The organism is Mycolicibacter longobardus, assembly GCF_002102265.1.
GTDB classification, from domain to species: Bacteria; Actinomycetota; Actinomycetes; order Mycobacteriales; family Mycobacteriaceae; genus Mycobacterium; species Mycobacterium longobardum.
This window is the reverse complement of the sequence record NZ_LQPG01000028.1, coordinates 96345-122273: the sequence shown is the minus strand read 5'-3', so window position 1 is coordinate 122273 and position 25929 is coordinate 96345. Positions and strand designations below refer to the sequence as shown.

Annotated in this window: 26 protein-coding genes and 2 tRNA genes; 16 read left to right on the top strand and 12 right to left on the bottom strand. The window is 67.4% G+C overall.

Features of this window, described 5'->3' with window-relative positions; all coding sequences use genetic code 11:
• The first annotated feature begins 17 nt into the window (after positions 1-17).
• The 5 genes from sigM (at position 18) to AWC16_RS15745 (ending at position 3993) form a co-directional block, all read left to right on the top strand.
• Positions 18-638 (top strand): RNA polymerase sigma factor SigM, encoded by a 621-nt coding sequence (sigM, locus tag AWC16_RS15765; protein WP_085265675.1) that lies wholly within the window; start codon positions 18-20, stop codon positions 636-638.
• Between the two features lie 34 nt (positions 639-672).
• Entirely contained in the window at positions 673-1176 is a 504-nt protein-coding gene (locus AWC16_RS15760; RefSeq protein ID WP_207572332.1) for a hypothetical protein, read from the top strand.
• A 97-nt stretch (positions 1177-1273) separates the two neighbouring features.
• Entirely contained in the window at positions 1274-2275 is a 1002-nt protein-coding gene (gene trxB, locus AWC16_RS15755; RefSeq protein ID WP_085265674.1) for a thioredoxin-disulfide reductase, read from the top strand.
• The gene (gene trxA, locus AWC16_RS15750; protein ID WP_085265673.1) at positions 2272-2604 is read left to right on the top strand and encodes a thioredoxin; all 333 of its coding nucleotides are present in this window, start codon (positions 2272-2274) and stop codon (positions 2602-2604) included. Before trxB ends, trxA begins: the two co-directional genes overlap by 4 nt.
• 168 nt (positions 2605-2772) lie before the next feature.
• Positions 2773-3993, top strand: a complete 1221-nt coding sequence (locus AWC16_RS15745) for an N-acetylmuramoyl-L-alanine amidase (RefSeq protein WP_085265672.1) — start codon at positions 2773-2775, stop codon at positions 3991-3993.
• A gap of 10 nt (positions 3994-4003) precedes the next feature.
• Here AWC16_RS15745 and AWC16_RS15740 read toward each other — a convergent pair whose 3' ends face one another.
• The 9 genes from AWC16_RS15740 to rpmH form a co-directional block, all read right to left on the bottom strand.
• A complete protein-coding gene (locus AWC16_RS15740; protein ID WP_085265671.1) occupies positions 4004-4735 on the bottom strand; it encodes an acetyltransferase in 732 nt (243 codons plus the stop codon).
• 224 nt (positions 4736-4959) lie between these two features.
• Entirely contained in the window at positions 4960-5973 is a 1014-nt protein-coding gene (locus AWC16_RS15735; protein ID WP_085265670.1) for a ParB/RepB/Spo0J family partition protein, read from the bottom strand.
• Positions 5974-6031: 58 nt separating this feature from the next.
• Positions 6032-7033 (bottom strand): ParA family protein, encoded by a 1002-nt coding sequence (locus AWC16_RS15730; RefSeq protein WP_085265669.1) that lies wholly within the window; start codon positions 7031-7033, stop codon positions 6032-6034.
• A complete protein-coding gene (gene rsmG / locus AWC16_RS15725) occupies positions 7030-7764 on the bottom strand; it encodes a 16S rRNA (guanine(527)-N(7))-methyltransferase RsmG (RefSeq protein WP_085265668.1) in 735 nt (244 codons plus the stop codon). The genes AWC16_RS15730 and rsmG overlap by 4 nt, the downstream gene beginning before the upstream one ends.
• Before the next feature lie 69 nt (positions 7765-7833).
• Positions 7834-8388, bottom strand: a complete 555-nt coding sequence (locus AWC16_RS15720) for a Jag family protein (RefSeq protein WP_207572337.1) — start codon at positions 8386-8388, stop codon at positions 7834-7836.
• 72 nt (positions 8389-8460) lie between these two features.
• Entirely contained in the window at positions 8461-9504 is a 1044-nt protein-coding gene (gene yidC, locus AWC16_RS15715; protein WP_234812299.1) for a membrane protein insertase YidC, read from the bottom strand.
• 43 nt (positions 9505-9547) lie between these two features.
• Positions 9548-9871 carry a membrane protein insertion efficiency factor YidD gene (gene yidD / locus AWC16_RS15710; RefSeq protein ID WP_085265665.1) on the bottom strand — a complete coding sequence of 108 codons (324 nt, stop codon included), beginning with the start codon at positions 9869-9871 and terminating at the stop codon, positions 9548-9550.
• A complete protein-coding gene (rnpA, locus tag AWC16_RS15705; protein ID WP_085265664.1) occupies positions 9871-10251 on the bottom strand; it encodes a ribonuclease P protein component in 381 nt (126 codons plus the stop codon). The genes yidD and rnpA overlap by 1 nt, the downstream gene beginning before the upstream one ends.
• Positions 10252-10268: 17 nt before the next feature.
• Positions 10269-10412 carry a 50S ribosomal protein L34 gene (rpmH, locus tag AWC16_RS15700; RefSeq protein ID WP_005142265.1) on the bottom strand — a complete coding sequence of 48 codons (144 nt, stop codon included), beginning with the start codon at positions 10410-10412 and terminating at the stop codon, positions 10269-10271.
• A 603-nt stretch (positions 10413-11015) separates the two neighbouring features.
• On the opposite strand from rpmH, the gene dnaA reads away from it, so the two are divergent.
• The 9 genes from dnaA to AWC16_RS15655 all read left to right on the top strand — a co-directional run bounded on the left by dnaA (position 11016) and on the right by AWC16_RS15655 (position 23184).
• The gene (gene dnaA, locus AWC16_RS15695) at positions 11016-12482 is read left to right on the top strand and encodes a chromosomal replication initiator protein DnaA (protein ID WP_085265663.1); all 1467 of its coding nucleotides are present in this window, start codon (positions 11016-11018) and stop codon (positions 12480-12482) included.
• Between the two features lie 533 nt (positions 12483-13015).
• Positions 13016-14212, top strand: coding sequence for a DNA polymerase III subunit beta (gene dnaN / locus AWC16_RS15690; RefSeq protein ID WP_085265662.1), 1197 nt, complete (start codon positions 13016-13018; stop codon positions 14210-14212).
• Positions 14213-14252: 40 nt separating this feature from the next.
• Positions 14253-15413 (top strand): DNA replication/repair protein RecF, encoded by a 1161-nt coding sequence (recF, locus tag AWC16_RS15685; protein ID WP_085265722.1) that lies wholly within the window; start codon positions 14253-14255, stop codon positions 15411-15413.
• A complete protein-coding gene (locus tag AWC16_RS15680) occupies positions 15410-15988 on the top strand; it encodes a DUF721 family protein (RefSeq protein ID WP_085265661.1) in 579 nt (192 codons plus the stop codon). Before recF ends, AWC16_RS15680 begins: the two co-directional genes overlap by 4 nt.
• Positions 15989-16220: 232 nt before the next feature.
• The gene (gene gyrB / locus AWC16_RS15675; RefSeq protein WP_085265660.1) at positions 16221-18236 is read left to right on the top strand and encodes a DNA topoisomerase (ATP-hydrolyzing) subunit B; all 2016 of its coding nucleotides are present in this window, start codon (positions 16221-16223) and stop codon (positions 18234-18236) included.
• 57 nt (positions 18237-18293) lie between these two features.
• Entirely contained in the window at positions 18294-22049 is a 3756-nt protein-coding gene (gyrA, locus tag AWC16_RS15670; protein WP_085265659.1) for an intein-containing DNA gyrase subunit A, read from the top strand.
• A 55-nt stretch (positions 22050-22104) separates the two neighbouring features.
• Positions 22105-22962: a DUF3566 domain-containing protein gene (locus AWC16_RS15665; protein ID WP_085265658.1), complete on the top strand. Its 858-nt coding sequence runs from the start codon at positions 22105-22107 to the stop codon at positions 22960-22962.
• A 62-nt stretch (positions 22963-23024) separates the two neighbouring features.
• Positions 23025-23098 (top strand) — tRNA-Ile (locus AWC16_RS15660).
• Between the two features lie 13 nt (positions 23099-23111).
• A tRNA-Ala gene (locus AWC16_RS15655) sits at positions 23112-23184 on the top strand.
• A 7-nt stretch (positions 23185-23191) separates the two neighbouring features.
• Here the strand turns inward: AWC16_RS15655 and cwsA are convergent.
• Positions 23192-23617: a cell wall synthesis protein CwsA gene (cwsA, locus tag AWC16_RS15650; protein ID WP_085265657.1), complete on the bottom strand. Its 426-nt coding sequence runs from the start codon at positions 23615-23617 to the stop codon at positions 23192-23194.
• 58 nt (positions 23618-23675) lie between these two features.
• Here cwsA and AWC16_RS15645 point away from each other — a divergent pair, with 58 nt between their 5' ends.
• A complete protein-coding gene (locus tag AWC16_RS15645) occupies positions 23676-24206 on the top strand; it encodes a peptidylprolyl isomerase (protein ID WP_409370639.1) in 531 nt (176 codons plus the stop codon).
• An 8-nt stretch (positions 24207-24214) separates the two neighbouring features.
• Here the strand turns inward: AWC16_RS15645 and AWC16_RS15640 are convergent, their stop codons facing one another.
• Together AWC16_RS15640 and crgA are read right to left on the bottom strand one after the other, a co-directional pair.
• On the bottom strand, positions 24215-24550 hold the full coding sequence (locus tag AWC16_RS15640) for a PH domain-containing protein (protein ID WP_420094304.1): 336 nt from the start codon (positions 24548-24550) through the stop codon (positions 24215-24217).
• Between the two features lie 237 nt (positions 24551-24787).
• On the bottom strand, positions 24788-25069 hold the full coding sequence (crgA, locus tag AWC16_RS15635) for a cell division protein CrgA (RefSeq protein ID WP_085265654.1): 282 nt from the start codon (positions 25067-25069) through the stop codon (positions 24788-24790).
• A 92-nt stretch (positions 25070-25161) separates the two neighbouring features.
• Between crgA and AWC16_RS15630 the strand changes: the two genes are divergently transcribed.
• The gene (locus AWC16_RS15630) at positions 25162-25923 is read left to right on the top strand and encodes a DUF881 domain-containing protein (protein ID WP_085265653.1); all 762 of its coding nucleotides are present in this window, start codon (positions 25162-25164) and stop codon (positions 25921-25923) included.
• Positions 25924-25929: the final 6 nt, after the last annotated feature.

The window sequence follows — 25929 nt, the reverse complement described above, 5'->3', positions numbered from 1 at the left end:
TGATTACTGTCCGGCCCATGGAGCACCCGGACCGCAGCGACGCAGAACTGCTGGCCGCACATGTGGCCGGTGACCGCCATGCCTTCGGCGAGCTCTACAGCCGCCACCACCGCCGGCTGCGCCGACTGGCCCGGCTCACCACCGGTTGCCCGGAAGACGCCGAAGACGCCCTGCAGGACGCCATGCTCTCTGCGCACCGGGGCGCCGGATCGTTTCGGCACAACGCCGCCGTCGGCAGCTGGCTGCATCGGATCGTGGTCAATGCCTGCCTGGATCGGCTGCGCCGCAATCGGATTCACCGTACTGAACCGCTCGGCGACCACGCCCTCGTCGGCGATCGCACCGCCGAGGTGGAGACCGCGCTGGAGGTGCGCGCGGCACTGCGGCGGCTACCGGCCGGCCAGCGTGCCGCGGTGGTCGCCGTCGACATCGAGGGGTACTCGGTCGCTGACGCCGCCGGCATGCTCGGCGTGGCACCGGGCACCGTCAAGAGCCGCTGCGCCCGCGGTCGCGCCCGGCTGGCGGTTCTTCTCGGCCGGTGCCACACCGTGGCCGCCACCGCGGTCCGGCCGACCGCCACCCGGTTAACCTTGGGCCCTGAGGGTGCCATTGCCGGTCGGGTCGACGACTGCGCGTAGCGGCACGCAACCGAGCGGAAGCGGCGGCATGCCAATGGATACCGGTGATCACGAGACTCGGGCCCCCGCTGGACCACCGGCACATTCGAGCCGTCCCCTGCCCCGGCTCAACCGCATCGGCGCCTACGCCGGGGGTGCGGCTGCCCTGATCGCGATCGGGCTCGGCACGGTGGCGTTGATCCGGTTGCCGGGTGACACCTCCAGCAGTCCCCGCTCCCTGGATGCCATAACGGTGGCCTCCGAGCCGACCGCGGTGCTGCCGTTGTCCGAAACGGAGATCCTCGAGCTGCTGGACCGCCGCCCCGAGTACGGCCCGCTGGCCGATGCGGGTCGCCGGACCGGCTGCCTGGCCGGCCTGGGCTATCCGGCCTCGACTCGCGTGCTGGGCGCACGCGAGGTGGAGGTCAACGGCCATCCCGGCGTCGTGCTGGTGTTACCCGGCACCGCCACCGGCACGGTCGTCGCCCTGGCGGTGGCTCCCAACTGCAGTTCCGCGGACACCGGACTGCTGGCGGACACCACCGTCCGGCGTCCGTAGCGGCGCTGCCAACCGGTCGGGGAACACCGCCGCCTACGCTGACGTTGGTAGCCCCTGTAACCAGATCCCCAGCGGACCCGAGAAGAAGAGGCCCTCGATGTCCTCGATCCCTGAGACACCGACCATCCACGATGTGATCGTCATCGGTTCCGGCCCGGCCGGGTACACCGCCGCGATCTACGCCGCCCGAGCACAGCTGGCCCCGCTGGTGTTCGAGGGAACCGCTTTCGGCGGCGCGCTGATGACCACCACCGAGGTGGAGAACTTCCCGGGCTTCCGCAACGGCATCATGGGGCCGGAGCTGATGGACGAGATGCGTGAACAGGCGCTGCGCTTCGGCGCCGACCTGCGCATGGAGGACGTCGAATCGGTCGACCTGGACGGGCCGGTCAAGTCCGTCGTCACCGCCGACGGCGAGACCCACCGGGCGCGGGCGGTCATCTTGGCCATGGGCGCCGCCGCCCGCTACCTCAACATCCCCGGTGAGCAGGAACTGCTCGGCCGGGGGGTGAGCTCCTGTGCCACCTGCGACGGATTCTTCTTCCGCGATCAGGACATCGCCGTGATCGGCGGCGGTGACTCCGCGATGGAGGAGGCCACCTTCCTGACTCGGTTCGCCCGCAGCGTCACCCTGATCCACCGCCGCGAGGAGTTCCGCGCGTCGAAGATCATGCTCAACCGCGCCCGCGAGAACGACAAGATCCGCTTCCTCACCAACACCGTCCCGGTGGCGGTCGAGGGTGAGGCCACCGTGACCGGGCTGCGGGTACGCGACACCGAGACCGGCGAAGAGACCACCCTGCCGGTGACCGGGGTGTTCGTCGCGATCGGCCACGACCCTCGCTCGGCGCTGGTGCGCGGGGCGGTCCAGCTGGATCCGGAGGGCTACGTGGTTGTCGAGCAGCCGAGCTCGCGCACCTCGTTGGAGGGCGTGTTCGCCGCCGGCGACCTGGTGGACCGCACCTACCGGCAGGCGATCACCGCGGCCGGGACCGGCTGTGCGGCCGCCATCGACGCCGAACGCTGGCTGGCAGAATCGGCTGACGCCGCCGAACCGCACGACTCCGGTACCGAAACCTTGATGGGAGCACCACAGTGACTGACAACCACGGCACGGTGACCGTGTCCGACGCCACCTTTGCCGCCGACGTATTGGCCAGCAGCAAGCCGGTGCTCGTGGACTTCTGGGCGACCTGGTGCGGCCCCTGCAAGATGGTGGCCCCGGTGCTTGAGGAGATCGCCGCCGAGCAGGGCGACCAGCTCACCGTCGCCAAGCTTGACGTGGATGCCAATCCGGATACCGCGCGGGACTTCAACGTGGTCTCGATTCCCACGCTGATCCTGTTCAAGGACGGTCAGCCGGTGAAGCGGATCGTCGGCGCGAAGGGCAAGGCCGCCCTGCTGAGAGAGCTGTCCGACGTCACGTAGGCCACAGACGGGCCACCAAACGGGCCCTGATCGGGCTTCGCGGAGACGTCCCGTTCCGGCCTCGCCGTTTTCCGCAAATCGCCCAGCATCTGAGACAATGCTGGCTAATCTGCTGGCAACCGCCAGCTACGGTTCCACCGCCAACAGCGATAACCGGAGGACTCAGTAATGTCGGGTCGGCATCGCGGCGCCGAGCAGGGGCTGCGTCGTGGTGACCGCAATGGCGCCGTGGTGGAGATCCGGGCGTCGCTGGCCGCGCTGGGCCTGGTGAACAGCCCCGACGCGGATCTGACCACCGGTAAACACGTCGCGTTGGACGTCTTCGACGACGAGCTGGACCAGGCGGTACGTGCCTTCCAGCAGCAGCGCGGACTGCTCGTCGACGGGATCATCGGCGAGGCCACCTACCGGGCACTCAAAGAGGCGTCCTACCGGCTGGGTGCCCGCATTCTCAACCATCAGTTCGGGGCGCCGATGTACGGCGACGACGTGGCCACCTTGCAGGCCCGCCTGCAGGACCTGGGTTTCTACACCGGAATGGTCGACGGCTACTTCGGTATTCAGACCCACAACGCCTTGATGTCCTACCAGCGCGAGTACGGCCTGTACGCCGACGGCATCTGCGGCCCGGAAACATTGCGCTCCTTGAACTTCCTGGCATCTCGGGTCAGCGGCGGCTCACCCCACGCGATCCGCGAGGAGGAGCTGGTGCGGCGCTCCGGGCCGCGGTTGTCCGGCAAGCGGATCGTCATCGACCCGGGCCGCGGCGGCCGCGACAACGGGCTGATCACCCAGACACCGTCGGGCCCGATCAGCGAAGCAGACATCTTGTGGGACTTGGCAAGTCGCCTGGAAGGCCGGATGACCGCGATCGGGATGGACACCTTCCTGTCCCGCCCCAACGGCCGCAGCCCGTCCGACGCCGAGCGTGCCGCCACCGCGAACGCGGTTGGTGCCGACTTGATGATCAGCCTGCGCTGCGCTACCCACGTCAGTCCGGCGGCCAACGGGGTGGCGTCTTTCCACTTCGGCAATTCGCATGGCTCGGTGTCCACCATCGGTCGCAATCTCGCCGACTTCATTCAGCGAGAAATAGTGGCCCGCACCGGATTACAGGACTGTCGAGCACACGGCCGGACCTGGGACCTGTTGCGCCTGACCCGGATGCCCACCGTCGAGGTCGACGTCGGTTACATCACCAGTCCGCGTGATCGCGGCATGCTGGCCTCCCCCGCGATGCGCGACGCCATCGCCGAAGGAATCCTCGCCGCGGTCAAGCGGTTGTACCTGCTCGGCAAGAACGACCGGCCGACCGGCACCTTCACCTTCGCCGAATTGCTGGCCCACGAGCTGTCGGTCGAGCGGACCGGCCAGCTCGGCGGTCCCTGACCACCCCCGCCTACGCCGATGCCGCCGGGGCGCCCGCCCCGATCGGCTGCTCCAGCCGCGAGCTTTCCAGCAGCCGCTCCAGCGCCGCCTCCACCTCCGCCTTCCAGCCCAGGCCCTTGTCCAGCTCCAGCCGCAGCCGCGGGAAGTACCGGTGCGGTGCCACCACGGTGAACCCGACGTCGGTCAAGAACTCCGCCTCGATGACGCAGTGCTCGACCGTACAGTCGCCGAGTGCTTCGAGCACCGGTGCGACATCGGGCGGGACGGTCCCCGCGTCCAGCAGCTCGGCCACCGCCGGCGTCCTGCCGAACGCCTCCAGTGCCCGGACCCCGCGGCGCATCAACTCATCGACCACCCGAGAGATCAGCTCGCGCGGGAGCCCATCGGCCATCGGAGCCGGGTCGACGCCTATCGACGTCAGCAGCACCGCGTCGGCCGAGACCGGTCCCGTCGGGAACCGGTGCGCCCGCGGCACGGCTCGCGGCGGCGCGTAGAGCACGTAGCCCAGGCAGAGCGGGTCCCCGACTCCGCGAGTGGGTGCCGACGGCGTGGCGACCTGGCCGCAGGACCCCCACTCCAGCATCACCATCGACAGCCAGGCTTCCTTTTCGAACTCGGGATCGGAGAGGTGCTCGTCGCAGCCGAGGGTGGCCGGGTCCACCTCCCAGAAGACACAGCGACGCGCGTGCTTGGGAAGCTGCTCGAACCCCTCGAGCTTCAGTGGTGCGATTCGGACAGACACTGGACTCCCGGCCTCAACCCGTGCTGCCACCGACGACAGCCCTTTAAGAATAGGAGGGTCGAGCCACCGGATGCCACCATCGGCGCCGGTCGGCGGTCGCGACCCCTGAAAACACGAAAGTTGTTGTCGATCAACATAATTCACATCGCCTGCCGGAATAGGGGCGCCATACCGTCACAGTGACGTAACGGCCGTGGGGCCCTGGACCTGGGTCAACAGCGGCGTCAAGTGGTTCGCGAGTCCATCATCGCGACAATGCGCTGCAGATCGTCCACGGACCCGAATTCCACCACAATCTTGCCCTTGCGCTTGCCCACACTGACCGTCACCCGGGTGTCGAAGGTGGTCGACAACCGCTCCGCGACGTCCTGCAGACCGGGCATCTGGATCGGTTTGCGCCGGGGTGCGGGGTGGTGCTCCGGGGTGCCTTCCCGGTTGGCCAGCGTGACCGCTTCCTCGGTGGCTCGCACCGACAGCCCCTCGGCGACGATCCGTGCCGCCAGCTCCTCCTGCGCCTCGGACCCGCCCTCCAACGCCAGCAGCGCCCGGGCGTGGCCCGCCGACAAGACCCCGGCGGCGACGCGGCGCTGCACCGCGATGGGCAACCGCAGCAACCGGATCATGTTGGTCACCAGGGGTCGCGATCGCCCGAGGCGGGTGGCCAGCTCATCGTGTGTCACGCCGAACTCGTCCAACAACTGTTGGTAGGCCGCCGCCTCTTCCAACGGGTTCAGCTGCACCCGGTGGATGTTCTCGAGCAGCGCGTCGCGCAGTAGGTTGTCGTCTTCGGTCTCCCGCACGATCGCCGGGATGGTCTCCAGGCCGGCCTGCTGAGATGCGCGCCAACGTCGCTCCCCCATGACCAACTGGTAGCGCGGAGCACCCGGCGCGGCGCCGGGGGTGGCCCGAACGACGATCGGTTGCATCAGCCCGAATTCCCGGATCGAATGCACCAGCTCGGCCAGTGCTTCGTCATCGAAAACCTGGCGGGGCTGGCGCGGGTTCGGCTCGATGTCGGCCGGGCTGATCTCGCGGTACACCGCGCCCACATCCGCCGGGGAGGTACCTGTCAGGTTCCCCCGACTCCCGAGCACCACGTCGGCTGCGGCGTCGCCCATTCGCGGCCCGAGGCCCGCGCCGCCATCTGGCGAGGCCGCCGTCCCGTCGCCGGGTCCGGTCGGGATGAGCGAAGCCAGGCCGCGGCCCAGGCCGCCCTTCTTACGCGACGGTCCGGTCATCTGCGCCGCTCCTCCTCATCACGCCGGTGCGCTCCCCGCGTACCTCGTTCGCCGGCGGTCATTGTTGCCGCCTCTGCTGGCCGCCGGCCAAGTCCCGCTCGACGAGCTCGCGGCTGGCGTCCAGGTAGCTCATCGCGCCGCGCGAACCGGGGTCGTACTCGATGATCGTCATGCTGTAGCCCGGCGCTTCCGAGACCTTGACGCTGCGCGGAATCACCGTGCGGAGCACCCGGTCGCCGAAGTACCGCCGCACCTCATCGGCGACTTGGTCGGCGAGCTTGGTCCGACCGTCGTACATCGTCAGCAGCACGGTCGTCACCTCCAGCCGGGGGTTCAGGTGGGCCTTGACCATCTCGATGTTGCGCATCAGCTGGGACACGCCCTCCAGCGCGTAGTACTCGCACTGGATCGGGATCAACACCTCCGGCGCCGCGACCAACGCGTTCACGGTCAGCAGACCGAGCGACGGCGGGCAATCGATGAAGACGTAGTCGAAGTCGAAGCTGTCCAGCTCGGCCAGCGCGGTCCGCAACCGGTTCTCCCGCGCGACCATGCTCACCAACTCGATCTCGGCGCCCGCCAGGTCGATGGTGGCCGGGATGCAGAACAGGCGCTCGCTGTGCGGACTCTGCTGCAGCGCGGCCGCCACCGGTATCTCGCCGATCAGCACCTCGTACGACGACGGGGTGCCGGATTGGCGATCGGCGATGCCCAGGGCGGTGCTGGCGTTGCCCTGCGGGTCCAGATCGATCACCAGAGTCTTGATCCCCTGCACCGCGAGCGCGGCGGCGAGATTGACGGCCGTGGTGGTCTTGCCGACGCCGCCCTTCTGATTGGCCACCGTGAACACTCGGCGGCGCTTCGGCCGGGGCAGCCGGTTGTGGGTGTGCAGCACCTGCATCGCACGCTCAGCGGCGGCGCCGATCGGAGTGTCGAACTCCACCGATGTTTCACGTGAAACCGGGGCGGTCGACGTTTCACGTGAAACCACGCCGGGTGGGCGCTCCGCCTGTGCGGCCGCCGGCGGGGGCGTAGCGGCCGGGCCGACTGGTCTGCTCATGTTGGCCTCCTGCTGGGCCGTCTCGCCGGGCTTCCCGGTGGCCGCCGGCGCGCGCGTGCCGCCTTGGGCTCCCCCCGCAGTGCCATCACCACGGTCGCGGGCGGGGTTAAATAGTTCACGCCACATCTCACCACCCTTACCTCGTTCGCGCCTAGTCCGATCATCACACGGCGGTATTCGTCGACCTCGGCCTGCGCGCGCTCCCCCTTCATGGCCAGCATCCGCCCGCCCTTGCGCAACAGCGGCAGGCTCCACCGGCTGATCTTGTCGAGGCTGGCAACCGCCCGGGAGACCACGGCGTCGAACTCGCCGGCCTCATCGCGGACGGCCCGGTCCTCGGCACGCCCCCGTACAACTTCCACTTCACCGAGCCCCAGTTCGTCGACTGCCTCGCGGAGGAACTCGCTGCGCCGAAGCAGCGGCTCGACAAGCGTCATTCGCAGATCCGGTCGCGCGATGGCTAACGGTATCCCCGGCAGGCCCGCGCCGCTGCCGATATCGGCGACCTTCTCCCCCGGCTCGAACAGCTCCCCGATCGCCGCGCAGTTGAGCAGGTGTCGTTCCCAGAGCCGGTCGACTTCCCGCGGACCCAGCAGGCCTCGCTCCACACCGGGCCCGGCCAACAGTTGGGCGTAGCGCCGAGCGATGGGAAGTCGTGCGCCGAATACTTCAGCCGCCTCGGGTGGTGGCTCGGGCGCCGGTGCTCCCTCGACATGTTTCACGTGAAACATTCCTCCGGCTTGCCGGGAATGGGTCGCGCCAGAAAATTACGTTGCTGTAATTCTCCGGACTGAGCTCCGTCAGTCCCGCCGAACGACCACGCGGCGTGACGGCTCGACGCCCTGACTCTCACTGTGCACGCCTGCAACGGCGGCCACCGCATCGTGGACGATCTTACGTTCGAACGGGCTCATCGGAGCCAGTTCCTCGTCGGCCCCGCTCTCCAACACCCGGCGGGCCACCTCGTCGCCCAGCGCCGTCAGATCGTCGCGGCGGCGACGGCGCCAGCCGGCGATGTCCAGCATCAGCCGGCTCCGTTCACCCGTCTTCTGATGCACCGCCAGCCGCGTCAGCTCCTGCAGGGCGTCGAGCACCTCACCCTTGCGGCCGACCAGCTTCGTCAGGTCCTCGCCCCCGTCGATGCTCACCACGGCGCGGCGCCCCTCGACGTCCAAGTCGATATCGCCGTCGAAGTCGAGCAGGTCCAGCAACTCCTCCAGATAGTCGCCGGCGATCTCACCCTCGGCGACCAGTCGCTCCTCCAAGTCGGACGGCGGTGAGGCGTTACCGGTGGTGTCCTCCGGCTCCCCCACAGACTCCACGGCGTCGCGCTCCGTTGTCTCTGCGCCGTTCATGTCGGTTGTATCGGTCATGTCGTCTCCCTCCGTGCCCGGCAGCTCACGCGCCGGCTGGCTTGTGGCGGTCGGTCACCGCTTGCGTTTCTTCGGCTTCGCGCCGGCTCCCGGGCGCCCCCCGCGGGCGGGTGCGCGGCCCGGATTCTGCTTGGTGCTCTCAGGCTTGGTGGCGGTACCGGTGCTCGCCTCGGGCTCCGATGCGGACGCCTCGGCTTCTACGGCTTCCTGGGCGCCCGCGTCCGCCGTCGCGGTACGGGCGGCCCGCTTGGGCTTGGCTCCGGGCGCCGGGGCATTGGCCGCCCGCCGCCGCAGCGCCTCCTCCTTCTTCTCCTCGTCCTCCTTGGCGATCAGACCGAACACGTAGTGCTGCTGCCCAAACGTCCAGATGTTGTTGGAGAACCAGTACAAGATGATCGCCAGGGGCAGGAACGGCCCACCGACCACCACGCCGAGCGGGAACACATAGAGCGCCAGTTTGTTCATCATGGCGGTCTGCGGATTGGCCGCGGCTTCCGGGCTCTGCCGCGCCACCGATGCCCGGCTGTTGAAGTAGGTGGCGATACCGGCGGCGATCATGATCGGCACACCGACCGCGATGACCGACACCCGGTTGAACTCCGCGAAGGCATCCAAGCCGGTGCGCTGGATCATCGTCGCGCCCAGCGGGGCACCGAACAGATTCGCGTCCAGGAAGTGGCCGACGTCCTCCGCGCTGAAGAAGTAGTTGCCCAGTTGCCGGTTCAGCTCCGGCGACAGCCCCAGCTGACCGATCCCGGTGCTGGTGCGGTTGAAGGAGCGCAGGACATGGAACAGGCCCAGAAAGACCGGGATCTGCGCCAGCATCGGCAGGCAGCCCAGGATCGGGTTGAAGCCGTGTTCACGTTGCAGCTTCTGCATCTCCAAGGCCATGCGCTGACGGTCTTTGCCGTACTTCTTCTGCAGCGCCTTGATCTGCGGCTGCAGCTCCTGCATCTGCCGGGTGGTGCGGATCTGCTTGACGAACGGCTTGTACAGCAGGGCCCGCAGCGTGAACACCAGGAACATCACCGACAACGCCCAGGTGAAGAAGCTCGCCGGACCCAGCAGAAGGCCAAAAGCCTTGTACCACAACCACATAATGCCCGAAACCGGGTAGTACACGTAGTCCAGGCTGCGCGGATCAAAGGACACGGTATTCACTCTCCGCTCGCTTGACTTGCTTGTCCGGGACGACTCCGGACGGGCAGCCGCACCCGGCTTCACCCTGGGACCGTTCAGGTATCGGATCCCATCCACCTTCATGCCACGGTCCGCACTTGGCCAGGCGCACCGCCGCCAACCAGCTGCCCCGAATCAGGCCGTACTCACCCAAGGCGTCCACCGCGTACTGGCTGCAGGTCGGCATGAAGCGGCAACTGGGCAGCCGCAGTGGGGAGACCAGATTCCGGTAGAGCTGGATGACGAAGATCAGCCCCCGCACCGGCGCCGCCGCAAGACCGTGCATCAGCGCACCGCGCTCGCCGAGCGTCGGATCGACCGCAACCCGGCATGCAGCTGGGTTCGCAGTGCCGCCGAGGACGCGCCGTTGCTGCCGGGAAGTGCACGGATCACCAATTGCTCGCGGGGCTGCAGATCGCCCAGCGCCTCGCGCGCCACATGGCGCAGTCGACGAGCCACCCGGTGTCGGTCCACCGCCGAACCTACTGACTTGGCGATGATGAGGCCCACCCGCGGGGGCGCCACCGTTGCGGCGTCGGCCACCGATTCAGACGGATCGGGCTGCCGGCTGTAGACGATGACGTCGGGCTGTACCGCCCTTCGGCCCTGTTTTACGGTCGCACCGAAATCCGCCGACCGCCTCATCCGGTACTGAGCCGGGAGCACCGCCGAGCTGCCCGTGCTCAAGCAGTCAGCGAGCGCCGGCCCTTGCGACGCCGGCCGGTGACAATGGCACGGCCGGCGCGGGTCCGCATCCGCAGGCGGAACCCGTGCACCCGGGCCCGACGACGGTTGTTGGGCTGGAAGGTCCGCTTGCCCTTGGCCACGGCACACTCTCCTCGTTGCGTCTTGCGCCGCGTCTGGGCAGTACACACCGGAATCCCGTTGTGCCTGCCGCACGCGACGCACTCGGTAAGCTCGGTGAACTTCTGCGTCTTGCTCGTAACCGGCGCGGTCTCCGGCAAGAAGCCGGTCGCTGCCGTATCGCCGACGTTCGGGCGACTGTTCGAGGGTACTGATGCAGGTTCGCCGGGTCAAACCCCGCCGCCACAGACCGCCCTGCCGACCGCTCCGGCCCTCCCGAATCGGCCCATAATTCACACTGGTCACACCCGTCTCGACCGTTCTTATGACACTTGTTTTCATACGATTCATATGTCTGAAACGAGTAGTCGTCCGGCCCGAAACCTGTTAACTTGCTTGCCAGCGCCGTTTCGGTATCGGAGCGGTTTTCCACCACGAACCGAAGATGACGAAGCGGCTGGCGCTTCAGATATAGCGTCTCTGTCTGGAGTATCCGTTGCCGACCAAACGGCCCAGAGGGCCTCACCAGGGAATACGCACCTCATCCACACCTGTGGATAACTGTGTGGATAGCATGTCCGGGTACGGCATCCGTGCACCACATGTCGAACCAGGGGGATGGGGCTTTGAGTGATGACCCCGGAACAGCGTTCCTCACCCTGTGGGACGAGGTCGTGGCCGAACTCAACGGCGAAGCCCCGGGATCCAACGGTTCCGCCCCCGCTCTGACACCCCAGCAGAAGGCCTGGCTCAACCTGGTCCACCCGTTGGCAATCGTCGAGGGGTTCGCGCTGCTGGCCGTCCCGAGCAGCTTCGTGCAGAACGAGATCGAACGGCACCTGCGCACCCAGATCACCGACGCGCTCAGCCGGCGCCTCGGTCACGACATCGAACTCGGCGTGCGGATCGCTCCGCAACCCGTCGACGACCAACCCTCCGCCGGCACCGACAGCGTCCCGGAGGTGCGCGCCGAAGACGAAGACGATGACACCCCCGACGTCGAGTACGACTGGCCCAACTACTTCACCGAGCGGCCCAGTGATGATTCGGCGACCGCCGACGGTGCCAGCCTCAACCGGCGCTACACCTTCGACACCTTCGTCATCGGTACCTCCAACCGGTTCGCTCACGCCGCGGCCCTGGCCATCGCCGAAGCGCCGGCCCGCGCCTACAACCCGTTGTTCATCTGGGGTGAGTCCGGGCTGGGCAAGACCCACCTGCTGCACGCGGCCGGCAACTACACCCAGCGGCTGTTCCCGGGGATGCGCGTCAAGTACGTCTCCACCGAAGAGTTCACCAACGACTTCATCAACTCACTGCGCGACGACCGGAAGGTCGCCTTCAAGCGCAGCTACCGCGACATCGACGTGCTGCTGGTCGACGACATCCAGTTCATCGAAGGCAAAGAAGGTATCCAGGAGGAGTTCTTCCATACCTTCAACACCCTGCACAACGCCAACAAGCAGATCGTGATCACCTCGGACCGGCCGCCGAAACAGCTTGCCACGCTGGAAGATCGGCTACGCACCCGCTTCGAATGGGGCCTGATCACCGACGTCCAGCCACCCGATCTGGAAACCCGAATCGCCATCCTGCGCAAGAAGGCGCAGATGGAACGCCTGGATGTGCCCGGTGACGTGCTGGAGCTGATCGCCACCAGCATCGAACGCAACATCCGTGAACTCGAAGGCGCGCTGATCCGCGTCACCGCGTTCGCCTCGTTGAACAAGACCCCGATCGACCGGTCGCTGGCCGAGATCGTGCTGCGTGACCTGATCGCCGACGCCAGCACCATGCAGATCAGTGCCGCGATCATCATGGCCGTCATCGCCGAGTACTTCGACACCACCGTCGAGGAGCTGCGCGGACCGGGCAAGACCCGTCCGCTGGCCCAGTCCCGCCAGATCGCGATGTATCTGTGCCGCGAACTCACCGACCTGTCGCTGCCGAAGATCGGCCAGGCATTCGGCCGCGACCACACCACGGTCATGTATGCCGAGCGCAAGATCCGCGGGGAGATGGCCGAACGCCGCGAGGTCTTCGATCAGGTCAAAGAACTCACCACCCGAATCCGGCAACGCGCCAAGCGCTGATTCTCCGGTCCCGGACCGCTGCAACCTGCAAAAAACTTTGGACCCACTCGTATCACCCGTTACGGTCCGGCCCTGTGGATACCGCTGCGGACAACCTGTCGAGCATCCCGCGCCAAACCCGCGTTCGATGCACACCCGCTGCTTCATGCACAGCCTCGCCGGCCCGCCCCGGCGTGTCATTCACCGGTGGTCCCCAACCCCGCGGCGCCCCTCAACAGCAACGATGCCGCCCTGTGCCCAACGTCCACAGGACTTACTACTAATACTGGGATCTATCCCTCGATTCTCTCTAAAAACAGGTCGTTGGGGATTCCGCTCGGCCCGGCCTGTTCACAACGTCGAGTCAACCGATCCGCACAGACCGCCGGCCCACCCTTCGGTGTCGTCGATTAACTTTCAAGACGGGCTTCCAGGCTCTACGGTTGGTGGCCTACCGCTCTTACACTTTGTCGGGGCGTTGCACGGCCGCAGGTGGGGGATGTTCACCGGTCGCCGCGGGGTAGAGCTCGATATCGGGGTGACGAGAGGACACTATGGACGCGGCGACCACGAACGCGGGTCTGACCGACTTGAAATTCCGCCTGGACCGAGATGACTTCGCCGAGGCAGTGGCGTGGGTGGCGAAGTCCCTTCCCGCCCGGCCCACCGTGCCGCTGCTGGCCGGGGTGCTTCTGACCGGTTCCGACAACGGACTGACAGTGTCCGGTTTCGACTACGAGGTGTCCGCGGAGGTCCAACTCGCAGCGGAGATCGCTTCTCCGGGAAGCGTTTTGGTATCCGGAAGACTGCTGTCGGACATCACCCGGGCACTGCCGGCCAAGCCGGTGGAGGTTCAGGTAGAGGCTACTCGGGTGTCGTTGACCTGCGGCAATGCCCGGTTCTCCCTGCCGACCATGACGGTCGAGGATTACCCGACGCTGCCGACGTTGCCCGAGGAGACCGGCGTACTGTCCGCCGAGGTGTTCGCCGAGGCCATCGGCCAGGTCGCGGTCGCCGCAGGCCGGGACGACACGTTGCCGATGTTGACCGGTATTCGTGTTGAGATATCCGGTAACACAGTGGTTTTGGCTGCCACTGACCGTTTCCGGCTGGCTGTTCGGGAGTTGAGTTGGACCGCGGCGCCGGGCACCGAAGCCGCGGTGCTGGTCCCGGCCAAAACTCTGGCCGAAGCGGCCAAGGCCAGCAGCGACGGCACCGAGGTGCATCTGGCGCTGGGCGCGGGTTCCGCGGTCGGCAACGAAGGCCTGTTGGGTATCACCAGCGCTGGAAAGCGCAGCACCACCCGGCTGCTGGACGCCGAGTTCCCGAAATTCCGTCAACTGCTGCCCAGCGAACACCTGGCCGTGGCCACCATCGGTGTGGCAGAGCTGACCGAGGCGATCAAGCGCGTCGCGCTGGTCGCCGATCGCGGGGCGCAGGTGCGCATGGAACTGTCCGAGGGCACCCTGCGACTGTCCGCCGGCGCGGAGGATGTCGGCCGCGCCGAGGAAGACCTGCCGATCGACTTCGTCGGCGACCCGCTGACCATCGCGTTCAACCCGACCTATCTGACCGACGGCTTGGGTTCGCTGCACAGCGAGAAGGTGTCGATGGGATTCACCGATCCCAAGAAGCCCGCTGTGCTGCGGCCGGCCGGTGACGACGATCCGGTGCTCAGCGGTGCGGGTCCGTTCCCGGCGGTGGCATCGGATTACGTCTACCTGTTGATGCCGGTTCGTCTGCCCGGCTGATCGGCGCAGCCGCGACGCGACGGGAGGGGTGGGTTTCTCGGTGTATGTCCGCCATCTGGGACTGCGAGATTTCCGGTCCTGGGCGCACGTCGACCTGGAACTGGAACCGGGCGCGACGGTGCTGGTCGGCCCCAACGGCTACGGAAAAACCAATCTTGTTGAGGCCCTGTGGTATTCATCCACCCTGGGGTCACATCGGGTGGCTACCGACGCCCCGTTGATCCGATCCGGCGCCAACCGTGCGGTGGTCTCCACGATTGTGGTCAACGAAGGCCGTGAACTGGCGGTCGACCTGGAGATCGCCGCCGGACGCGCCAACAAGGTCCGGCTGAACCGATCCCCGGTGCGGCATGCCCGAGAAGTCGTCGGGGTACTGCGCGCGGTGCTGTTCGCCCCCGAAGACCTGGCGCTGGTCCGGGGCGATCCCGGTGAACGCCGCCGCTACCTCGACGAACTGGCCAGTGTGCGCCGGCCGCGGATTGCCGCGGTGCGCGCCGACTATGACAAGGTGCTCCGGCAGCGAACCGCGCTGCTGAAAAGTGCCCCGGGCGCGTTGCACCGCGGGGACCGCTCGGTGCTGGACACCCTCGATGTCTGGGATGCCCAGTTGGCCGCACACGGCGCCGAGCTGATGGCCGCCCGGATCGACCTGGTCAACCAGTTGGCGCCCGAGGTCGAGAAGGCATATCAACTGCTTGCGCCCGGAACCCGGACCGCCGCAGTGGCCTATCGGCCCAAACTTGACATACCGGCGGATGACGCGAGCCAGGGTGCGGCCGAACTGCAGGAAGCCCTGCTGGCCGAGTTGGCGCGGCGCCGCGGCGCCGAGCTGGAGCGGGGCGTGTGTCTGGTCGGCCCCCACCGTGACGAATTGGAGCTGCGGCTCGGGGACCGGCCGGTGAAAGGCTTTGCCAGCCATGGTGAGTCGTGGTCGATGGCGTTGGCCCTGCGGTTGGGGTCCTACCAACTGCTCAGCAGTGAGGGTGCCGAACCGGTGTTGCTGCTCGACGACGTGTTCGCCGAGTTGGACGCCGCACGCCGCCGCGCACTGGCCGAGGTCGCGGGCTCCGCGGAGCAGGTGCTGATCACCGCCGCAGTCCCCGACGACGTACCCGCCGACTGGCAGGCCCGGCAGATCCGCATCGCGGTCGCCGAGGGCGACGGCGGCAGAGTTTCGGAACTGATCGGCAGCACCTCGTGACCGGCCCCGAACCTCCTTCCGATGACGCGGCGGTCCAGCCACCGGCGCACCTGGCCGGGCTGACCGGCATGGATCTGGTGCGTCGAACCTTGGCCGAAGCACGCGAAGCGGCCCGTAGCCAGGGCAAAGACGTCGGACAGGGCCGGCGGGCGCCGCTGCGCCGCCGGCCGGCCGGCAGCGGCGGCGGCCGCCGGAGCTGGTCCGGGCCGGGCCCGGATCGCCGGGATCCGCAGGCCCTGGGCGCGGCCACCCGCGAGCTCGCGCAGTCGCGGGGCTGGTCCGCGCAGGTCGCCGAGGGCACGGTTCTGGGGCAGTGGCGTGCGGTGGTCGGCGAGGACATCGCCTCGCACGCGACCCCGACCCGGCTGTCCGACGGTGTGCTTAGCGTGTCGGCCGAATCGACGGCGTGGGCCACGCAGCTGCGCCTGGTGCAGGCGCAGCTGCTGGCCAAGATCGCCGCCGCGGTCGGCGACGGGGTGGTCAAGACGCTGAAGATCACCGGTCCGACCGCACCCTCGTGGCGCAAGGGGCCGTTGCACGTCTCGGGCCGCGGGCCCCGCGACACCTACGGATGAGCGCACACCGCGGCGCCCTCAGCGGCGCTACGAGCACGAAAATCATTCCGGCAAGCGGCCGGACACGACGCTAACCGCGATATCGACGCCACGACGCGATCAGATAGGCAGAAACACCCCGAGAAAATGCCCGCCGTCGGGGCTCCAAGGTAGACTGGCGAAGTATCCCACGCATCCACTCTCAGTGGTGCGGCGAATGCTGGCTTGCGAACCTGAGGAGAGCTCCCCGACCGTGGCTGCCCAAAACAAGTATGGTGCCGATTCGATCAAGGTTCTCGAAGGCCTCGAAGCCGTCCGCAAAAGACCCGGTATGTACATCGGCTCCACGGGTGAACGCGGTCTGCATCACCTGATCTGGGAGGTCGTGGACAACGCCGTCGATGAGGCGATGGCCGGCTTCGCCACAAAGGTTGCGGTGCGCATCCTCGAAGACGGTGGCGTGGAGGTCACCGACGACGGTCGAGGGATCCCGGTGGCCATGCACGCCACCGGCGTACCCACGGTGGACGTCGTCATGACCGTGTTGCACGCCGGCGGCAAGTTCGAGGAAGGCGCCTACAGTGTCTCCGGCGGCCTGCACGGTGTGGGCGTGTCGGTGGTCAACGCGCTGTCGACGCGGCTGGAAGCCGACATCTTCCGCGACGGCTACGAGTGGTTCCAGACCTACGACAAGTCGGTGCCCGGAACCCTGCGCAAGGGCGAGAAGAGCAAGAAGTCCGGCACCACGATCCGGTTCTGGGCGGACCCGGACGTCTTCGAGACCACCAACTATGACTTCGAGACCGTCGCGCGCCGGCTGCAGGAGATGGCGTTCCTCAACAAAGGGCTGACCATCGAGCTGACCGACGAGCGAGTGCGCGTCGAAGAGGTCGTCGACGAGGTGGTCAGTGACACCGCCGAAGCGCCGAAGTCCGCCGAGGAACAAGCCGCGGAGGCCGAGGCGCCCCACAAGGTCAAGCATCGCGTCTTTCACTATCCGGGCGGCCTGCGCGACTTCGTCGCGCACATCAACCGCAGCAAGACCGCGATCCACCCGACCATCATCGCCTTCGACGGCAAGGGAACCGGACACGAAGTCGAGATCGCGATGCAGTGGAACGGCGGCTATTCGGAGTCGGTACACACCTTCGCCAACACCATCAACACCGCCGAGGGCGGCACCCACGAAGAGGGTTTCCGGTCGGCGCTGACCAGCGTGGTCAACAAATACGCCAAAGACAAGAAGCTGCTCAAGGACAAGGACCCCAACCTCACCGGTGACGACATCCGCGAGGGCCTGGCGGCCGTCATCTCGGTAAAGGTGTCTCAGCCGCAGTTCGAGGGTCAGACCAAGACCAAGCTCGGCAACACCGAGGTGAAGTCGTTCGTGCAGAGGGTCTGCAACGAGCAGCTCGGCCACTGGTTCGAGGCCAACCCCGCCGAAGCCAAGACCATCATCAACAAGGCGGTGTCCTCGGCGCAGGCGCGGATGGCCGCCCGCAAGGCGCGGGAACTGGTGCGGCGCAAGAGCGCTACCGACCTCGGCGGGCTGCCGGGGAAGCTGGCCGACTGCCGCTCGAACGACCCGAGCAAGTCCGAACTGTATGTGGTGGAGGGTGATTCGGCCGGCGGCTCGGCCAAGAGCGGCCGGGACTCGATGTTCCAGGCGATCCTGCCGCTGCGCGGCAAGATCATCAACGTCGAGAAGGCACGCATCGACCGGGTGCTGAAGAACAACGAGGTCCAGGCGATCATCACCGCCCTGGGCACCGGTATTCACGACGAGTTCGACATCACCAAGCTGCGCTACCACAAGATCGTGCTGATGGCCGACGCCGACGTCGACGGCCAGCACATCTCCACGCTGCTGCTGACCCTGCTGTTCCGCTTCATGCGGCCGCTGGTGGAGCACGGGCACGTGTTTCTGGCGCAGCCGCCGCTGTACAAACTCAAGTGGCAGCGCGGAAATGAAGCCGAGTTCGCCTATTCCGACCGGGAGCGCGACGGTCTGCTCGAGGCGGGCAAAGCCGCCGGCAAGAAGATCAACATGGATGACGGCATCCAGCGCTACAAGGGTCTGGGTGAGATGGACGCCAAGGAACTGTGGGAGACCACCATGGACCCGACGGTGCGGGTGCTGCGCCAGATCACCCTCGACGACGCCGCCGCTGCCGACGAGCTGTTCTCGATCCTGATGGGCGAGGACGTCGAAGCCCGGCGCAGCTTCATCACGCGCAACGCCAAAGACGTTCGCTTCCTGGATGTTTAGCGACGCACGGCGACGTTTAGCGACATCTGACTGCACTGCTGACTGAACGAGGAATAGATGACAGACACCACGCTGCCGCCCGAAGACGACTCGGTGGACCGGATCGAGCCGGTCGACATCCAGCAGGAGATGCAGCGCAGCTACATCGACTACGCGATGAGCGTGATCGTGGGCCGCGCGCTGCCCGAGGTGCGTGACGGCCTCAAGCCGGTGCACCGCCGGGTGCTCTACGCGATGTATGACTCCGGGTTCCGGCCGGACCGCAGCCACGCGAAATCCGCGCGTTCGGTTGCCGAAACGATGGGTAACTACCACCCGCACGGTGACGCTTCGATCTACGACACCCTGGTGCGAATGGCGCAGCCGTGGTCGCTGCGCTATCCCCTGGTCGACGGCCAGGGCAACTTCGGTTCTCCGGGCAACGACCCAGCGGCCGCGATGCGGTACTGCGTCACCGGTGATGCACTGGTGCGGTTGCCTTTCGGGCAGTCGGTGCGCATCGGCGATGTGGTGGAGGGCGCCCGGCCCAACTCCGACAACAACGTCGAGTTGAAGGTTCTGGACCGACATGGCAACCCGGTTGTGGCCGACCGACTGTTCCACTCCGGCGACCACGAGACGTACCGGGTGCGAACCGCCGAGGGCTATGAAGTCACCGGTACGGCGAACCACCCGTTGCTCTGCCTGGTCGACGTCGGCGGCGTACCCACTCTGCTGTGGAAGTTGGTCGAGGAGATTCGTCCCGGTGATCACGTTGCGCTGCAACGGACGCCGCCGACTGAGTTCGGTCCGGCAGAGTGGTTCACCACCATGGAAGCCCTGTTGGCGGGCGCATTTGTCAGCGAAGGCTTCGTCTCCGAGAATCGCGCCGGGTTCAACAACCTCGACGCCGACTACTTCGGCATGGTGGTTGCCGCCTACGACGCGGTCGTGGGTGGTACCCGGTACGTGTCGCAGCGGATCATCAAGTCGGGTTCGTTGCTGCACGAGCTGGACGTCCAGAACCTCGCCGACCTGAAGAGGTCACGGCTGGCAGAGCTCACCGGCCAGCGATCAGCGGACAAGTCGATCCCGGAGTGGATCTGGCAGACCCCTGCGGCCGCCAAGCGAGCGTTCCTGCAGGCGCTGTTCGAGGGCGACGGATCTTGCTCGGCCCTGCCCCGCAATACGATTCAGGTGTCGTACTCCACGCGCAGCGAACGGCTTGCCAGGGATGTGCAGCAGATGCTGCTGGAATTCGGAGTGGTCTCCAGGCGGTACCGGCATGCCACCGGAGAGCACAAGGTCGTCATCACCAACCGGAGCCAGGCCGAGCTGTTCGCCGGCCAAATCGGCTTCGGCGGTGCCAAGCAGGAGAAGCTGGTCGGCATCCTGTCGTCCTTGCCGCTATGCGCCGGCATGGACGGCGATCACGTTCCCGGCCTGGCCCGATTCATCCGCACGCATTGCGGCAGCCGCTGGGTCGACAAGGAATGGTTGCACAAGCACAGTATCGATCGGCTCTCTCGGTGGCGGCAGCACGGAACGGAGATCTTGAGCCGCATCGCCGAACCCGACGTCCGTGCGATTGCCTCCGAACTCACCGATGGGCGTTTCTACTATGCCGAGGTCGAGTCGATCACCGGGGCGGGTGTCCAGCCGGTCTACAGCCTGCGAGTGGACACCGAGGATCACGCGTTTATCACCAACGGATTCGTCAGCCACAACACCGAGGCGCGACTCACCCCGCTGGCCATGGAGATGCTGCGCGAAATCGACGAAGAGACAGTCGATTTCGTCCCGAACTACGACGGCCGGGTGCAGGAGCCGACGGTGCTGCCCAGCCGGTTCCCGAACCTGCTGGCCAACGGTTCCGGCGGTATCGCGGTCGGCATGGCGACCAATATCCCACCGCACAACCTGCGCGAACTCGCCGAAGCGGTGTTCTGGTGCCTGGACAACCATGAGGCCGACGAAGAGACCACCCTGGAAGCGATGATGGAGCGGGTCAAGGGCCCGGACTTCCCCACCTCCGGGCTGATCGTCGGATCCCAGGGCATCGGCGATGCCTACCGGACCGGCCGCGGGTCCATCCGGATGCGCGGCGTGGTCGAGATCGAGGAGGACTCGCGCGGGCGGTCGCTGCTGGTCATCACCGAGCTGCCGTACCAGGTGAACCACGACAACTTCATCACGTCGATCGCCGAACAGGTGCGCGACGGAAAGTTGGTGGGGATAGCCAACATCGAGGACCAGAGCAGCGACCGGGTGGGCCTGCGCATCGTCGTGGAGATCAAGCGCGACGCGGTGGCCAAGGTGGTGCTGAACAACCTCTACAAGCACACCCAGTTGCAGACCAGCTTCGGCGCCAACATGCTCTCGATCGTCGACGGGGTGCCGCGCACCCTGCGGCTGGACCAGATGATCCGGTACTACGTCGCGCACCAGCTCGACGTGATCGTGCGGCGCACCACCTACCGGCTGCGCAAGGCCAACGAACGGGCCCACATCCTGCGCGGTCTGGTCAAGGCGCTCGATGCCCTCGACGAGGTCATCGCGCTGATCCGGCGTTCGGAGACGGTGGATGTGGCACGCCAGGGCCTGATCGAGCTGCTGGACATCGATGACATTCAGGCACAAGCGATTCTGGACATGCAGCTGCGCCGGCTGGCCGCACTGGAACGCCAGAAGATCATCGACGACCTGGCCAAGATCGAGGCCGAGATCGCCGACCTGGAAGACATCCTGGCCAAACCGGAGCGACAGCGTGCGATCGTCCACGACGAGCTCGCGGAGATCGTCGAGAAGCACGGCGACGACCGGCGGACCCGGATCATCCCCGCGGACGGCGACGTCGCCGACGAGGATCTGATCGCCCGCGAGGATGTCGTCGTCACCATCACCGAGACCGGCTACGCCAAGCGCACCAAGACCGATCTCTACCGCAGCCAGAAACGCGGCGGCAAGGGGGTGCAGGGTGCCGGCCTCAAGCAGGACGACATCGTCGCGCACTTCTTCGTCTGCTCAACCCACGACTGGATCCTGTTCTTCACAACGCAGGGTCGGGTGTACCGGGCGAAGGCGTACGACCTGCCGGAGGCGTTGCGCACCGCGCGCGGCCAGCACGTCGCCAACCTGTTGGCCTTCCAGCCCGAGGAGCGCATCGCCCAGGTCATCCAGATCAAGAGCTACGAGGATGCGCCGTACCTGGTGCTGGCCACCCGCAACGGGCTGGTCAAGAAGTCCAAGCTGACCGACTTCGACTCCAACCGGTCCGGCGGCATCGTCGCGATCAACCTGCGCGACGGCGACGAACTGGTCGGCGCCGTGCTGTGCTCGGCCGAAGAGGACCTGCTGCTGGTGTCGGCGAACGGCCAGTCCATCCGGTTCTCGGCGACCGACGAGGCGCTGCGCCCGATGGGCCGCGCCACCTCGGGTGTGCAGGGCATGCGCTTCAACGCCGACGACCGGCTGCTGTCGCTGAACGTGGTCCGGGAGGACACATATCTGCTGGTGGCCACCGCCGGCGGCTACGCCAAGCGAACCGCGATCGAGGAGTACACCGCGCAGGGCCGCGGCGGCAAGGGCATCCTGACCATTCAGTACGATTCCCGGCGAGGCCGGTTGGTCGGGGCGCTGATCGTCGACGACGACAGTGAGCTCTACGCGATCACCTCCGGTGGCGGAGTGATCCGCACCGCGGCACGGCAGGTTCGCAAGGCCGGACGACAGACCAAGGGCGTTCGGTTGATGAACTTGGGTGAGGGCGACACACTGATAGCGATCGCGCGGAACGCCGACGAAGAGGCCGCCGACGACGATTCGGGCAGCTGACCCGACGGGAGACCGGGCCGCTGCGCGGTTCGGAAACGCAGGTAAGGAGCCGTGGGTGAGCGCACCGAACGAGCCGGGGCACCCGGGCAACGGGGGCAAGGCGGAATCCGCCGGCAACGGTCCGGCCGACGCGGGTCAGCGACCCCCGGGTCGGCCCGGCCGGATCACCGAGACCGGGGAGGCCCCGCCGTGGCAACGCGGCGGCCAGGCCCGCCCGCCCGCTCCGTCCCGGCCTGCTGAACCGGCGCGACCGGCTGAGCCCAGCCCGGCCGCCCACTCCCCCGGCGTGGACGAGCGGCTGCGCCGCTTCGTGTCCGGCACCGCCGCACCCGGTGCGCAGCAGCCCGCACCGGCTACACAGCAGCCGGCGCCGGCCAAGCCCCCGGCTGCGCCCGCCAAGCCTCCGGTCCAGCCGGCCAAACCGGCGGCGCAGGCGCCGCCTCCGGCCAAGCCCGCCGCGCCGGAGGACGCTTACGCCAGTGAGCTGCCGGATCTGTCCGAGCCGGCCCAGCGCCGGCCCGCGGTGCGGCGCCCGTCGGTGACGGCAGGGCCACGCGGTCCGGTGCGGGCCAGTATGCAGATCCGCCGGATCGACCCGTGGAGCACGCTGAAGGTGTCGCTGCTGCTGTCGACGGCACTGTTCTTCGTCTGGATGATCGCCGTCGCCCTGTTGTACGTCGCGCTGGGCGCAATGGGCGTCTGGAGCAAGCTGAACAGCAACGTGGGCGATCTGCTGACCAATAACAGTGCCGCGGAACTGGTTTCCAGCGGGTCGATCTTCGGCGGCGCCGCCCTGATCGGGCTGGTGAACGTCGTGGTGCTGACCGGTATGGCCACCCTGGGGGTGGTGATCTACAACCTGAGCACCGACGTGGTCGGCGGTGTGGAGGTGACCCTGGCCGACCGGGACTGACCGGCATTTTGGCCGGGCGGCCTCCGGTGCGGTAATCTCGGCGCTCGGTCGTAGTCGACTACGGGCCTATAGCTCAGGCGGTTAGAGCGCTTCGCTGATAACGAAGAGGTCGGAGGTTCGAGTCCTCCTAGGCCCACGAGTCCCACCCAGGGGCCTTAGCTCAGTTGGTAGAGCGCTGCCTTTGCAAGGCAGATGTCAGGAGTTCGAATCTCCTAGGCTCCACAATCTTCTAGATCTTGTGCTGGGTGTCCACGCTCGGTGGGCGCGGCGAGGGCTCCTCGGCCCGGTTCGAGCGACGGATCAACACCGCCACCACCCCTCCCACCAGCAGCGCCGTGCCGACGGCACCGGCGATCACCCAGGACCGGCGAATCCGGCGGCGAGGGGGGTTTCCCTCGAGGAACTCCGGCAGGCCGGCGATCACCTCCTGGGCGACGGCCAACTCTGCGGCGACCCCCCCAGCGGCGTCGGCAACCCGGTCCGCCAGCCGACTCTCCCGGTAGCGGCGGCGCAACTCCACCGCGCCCCGGCGCACCGCCTCCCCACCGAGGCCCACGGCGCCGCGAGCCACGTCTACCGGCCCGGCAGCGGTATGGGACAGGCCCCGGGTCAGGCGTTCGCGGTGGGTCAACGGGGTCTCGGTCGCCAGGCGCATGCAGCCAACGCTACCCGTGACGCAGCGCACCCAAACCCGAATGGCACACTGTCATCCCATGACCTCCAGCTCTATTGCCACCGCAACTGCCACGCTGCACACCAACCGCGGCGACATCAAGATCGCGCTGTTCGGCAACCACGCCCCCAAGACCGTCGCCAACTTCGTCGGGCTGGCTCAGGGCACCAAGGAGTACTCGACCACCAACGCCTCCGGCGGCTCGTCGGGCCCGTTCTACGACGGCGCGGTGTTCCACCGGGTGATCAACGGCTTCATGATCCAGGGCGGCGACCCGACCGGCACCGGCCGCGGCGGCCCCGGCTACAAGTTCGAGGACGAATTCCACCCCGAGCTGGTGTTCGACAAGCCCTACCTGCTGGCGATGGCCAACGCGGGTCCCGGCACCAACGGATCGCAGTTCTTCATCACCGTGGGCCAGACCCCGCACCTGAACCGCAAGCACACCATCTTCGGTGAGGTCGTCGACCCGGACTCGCAGCGCGTCGTGGATGCCATTGCCACCACGTCGACCGACCGCGCCGACCGGCCCACCGAGCCCGTCGTGATCGAGTCGGTGACCGTCTCGTAGAAGACGGCTTAGCGGCCGGTGTATCCGGCCGCGGTGAGTGCCCTGAGCACATCACCGGGGTCGGTCCCCAGGTCCCACCGGGACAGGATCAGCAGATCGTCGTCGCGCGTCTCGATCTCCAGCAGCCGCTGGGTGCGCCCGATTCGCTGGAACTCCGTGACGCGCAGCCGGGTGAGGCTGTCCGGGGTCAATAGCCGGGTGCGCCACCAACCGCGCACCGCCAGCCCGTCGAGGGTCAGCGCCAGCCTGGGCCGGGATCGCCAGGAGAAACCGGCAAACACCAGCATGCCGACTCCGGCAACGCCGGCCAGGATGCGCCCGGGCAGGTCTGTGGCGAGCGTCACAGCGCTGATAGCTAACACCGCGCCCACAAGCGCGCAACCAGCGATTCCACCGGCGGCTGGCGACCACTCGGTTCGCTGGGGCGCGTTCTCAGCCAATTCGACCTGCAGGTTTCAAGTTATCTACAGGGGTTGTCCACAATGGGGATGAATCACATCGTTGTGATTGAGCAATCGCTTGGTTCCCCAGCTGGCATCGCCGGCGTTCCGACATAACCGAAATCGGAGGGTCTGCGCTGCTCAGTGCCAGCGCATGGTGAGCAACAGCCCGACGATCATGAAAGCAAACGCGATCGCGTAGTTCCACGGGCCGAGCTCGGCCATCCAGTTCAGGGCCGCGGGGGCGTCCAGGCCGGTGGCGCCGAGCTGGTACACCATCAGCCACACCAGGCCCAGGAGCATGAGCCCCAGGAACAGCGCGACGAACCACACGCTCGACGGCCCACCCTTGATCTTGACCGGGGTACGGCTCACCGCCGAGGGGGTGAAGCTGGTCTTCTTGCGAACCTTCGACTTGGGCATCGGTACCTCGGGACGGTGGCAGTTGAAGCTGCGAGTATGGGTCGGGTACGAGATTAACCCAGCCGAGTGCCGGGCCGAGAATTGGAGAGCCGATGGAGCAGGATGTGCCGCCGGTCCCCGGCCGCCGCTCCCCGTGGCGGTTCGGTGTTCCACTGGTGTGCCTGCTGGCCGGGTTGCTGTTGGCGGCCACCCACGGTGTCTCCGGGGGCAAGGAGATCCGTCGCGGCGACGCGCCCCGATTGGTCGACCTGGTCCGCACCGCCCAGGCCACCGTCGAAGAGCTCACCGAGCAGCGGGACGCGCTGGTGGCCGGGGTGGGGGCCGTGCACGGCCGCGGCGCCGGCGTGGCGCTGTCGGCGATGCGAAACCGCGCCGAGCAACTGACCGCCGCCGCCGGCCTGGAGGCGATGCACGGGCCGGGCCTGGTGGTGACGCTCACCGACGCCCAGCGTGACGCCAACGGCCGGTTCCCCCGGGACGCCTCCCCCGACGACCTGGTGGTGCACCAGCAGGACATCTCCGCGGTGCTCAACGCGTTGTGGAGTGCCGGAGCCGAAGCCGTGCAGATGCAGGATCAGCGGATCACCGCGGGGTCGGCGCCGCGCTGCGTCGGCAACACCCTGCTGCTGGAAGGCCGGACCTACAGTCCGCCGTATGTGGTGACCGCGATCGGCGACCCCGACGCGATGCAGGCCGCCCTGGCCGCCGATCCCCTGATCACGCTGTACAAGCAGTACGTGATCCGGTTCGGCCTGGGCTACAGCGAGCAGGTCAGCACCGACCTGCAGGTGGTCGAGACACCGGCGGTCGCCCGGATGCGTTATGCCGTGCCGGCTGGGCCGGTCGACTACTGACGCCGG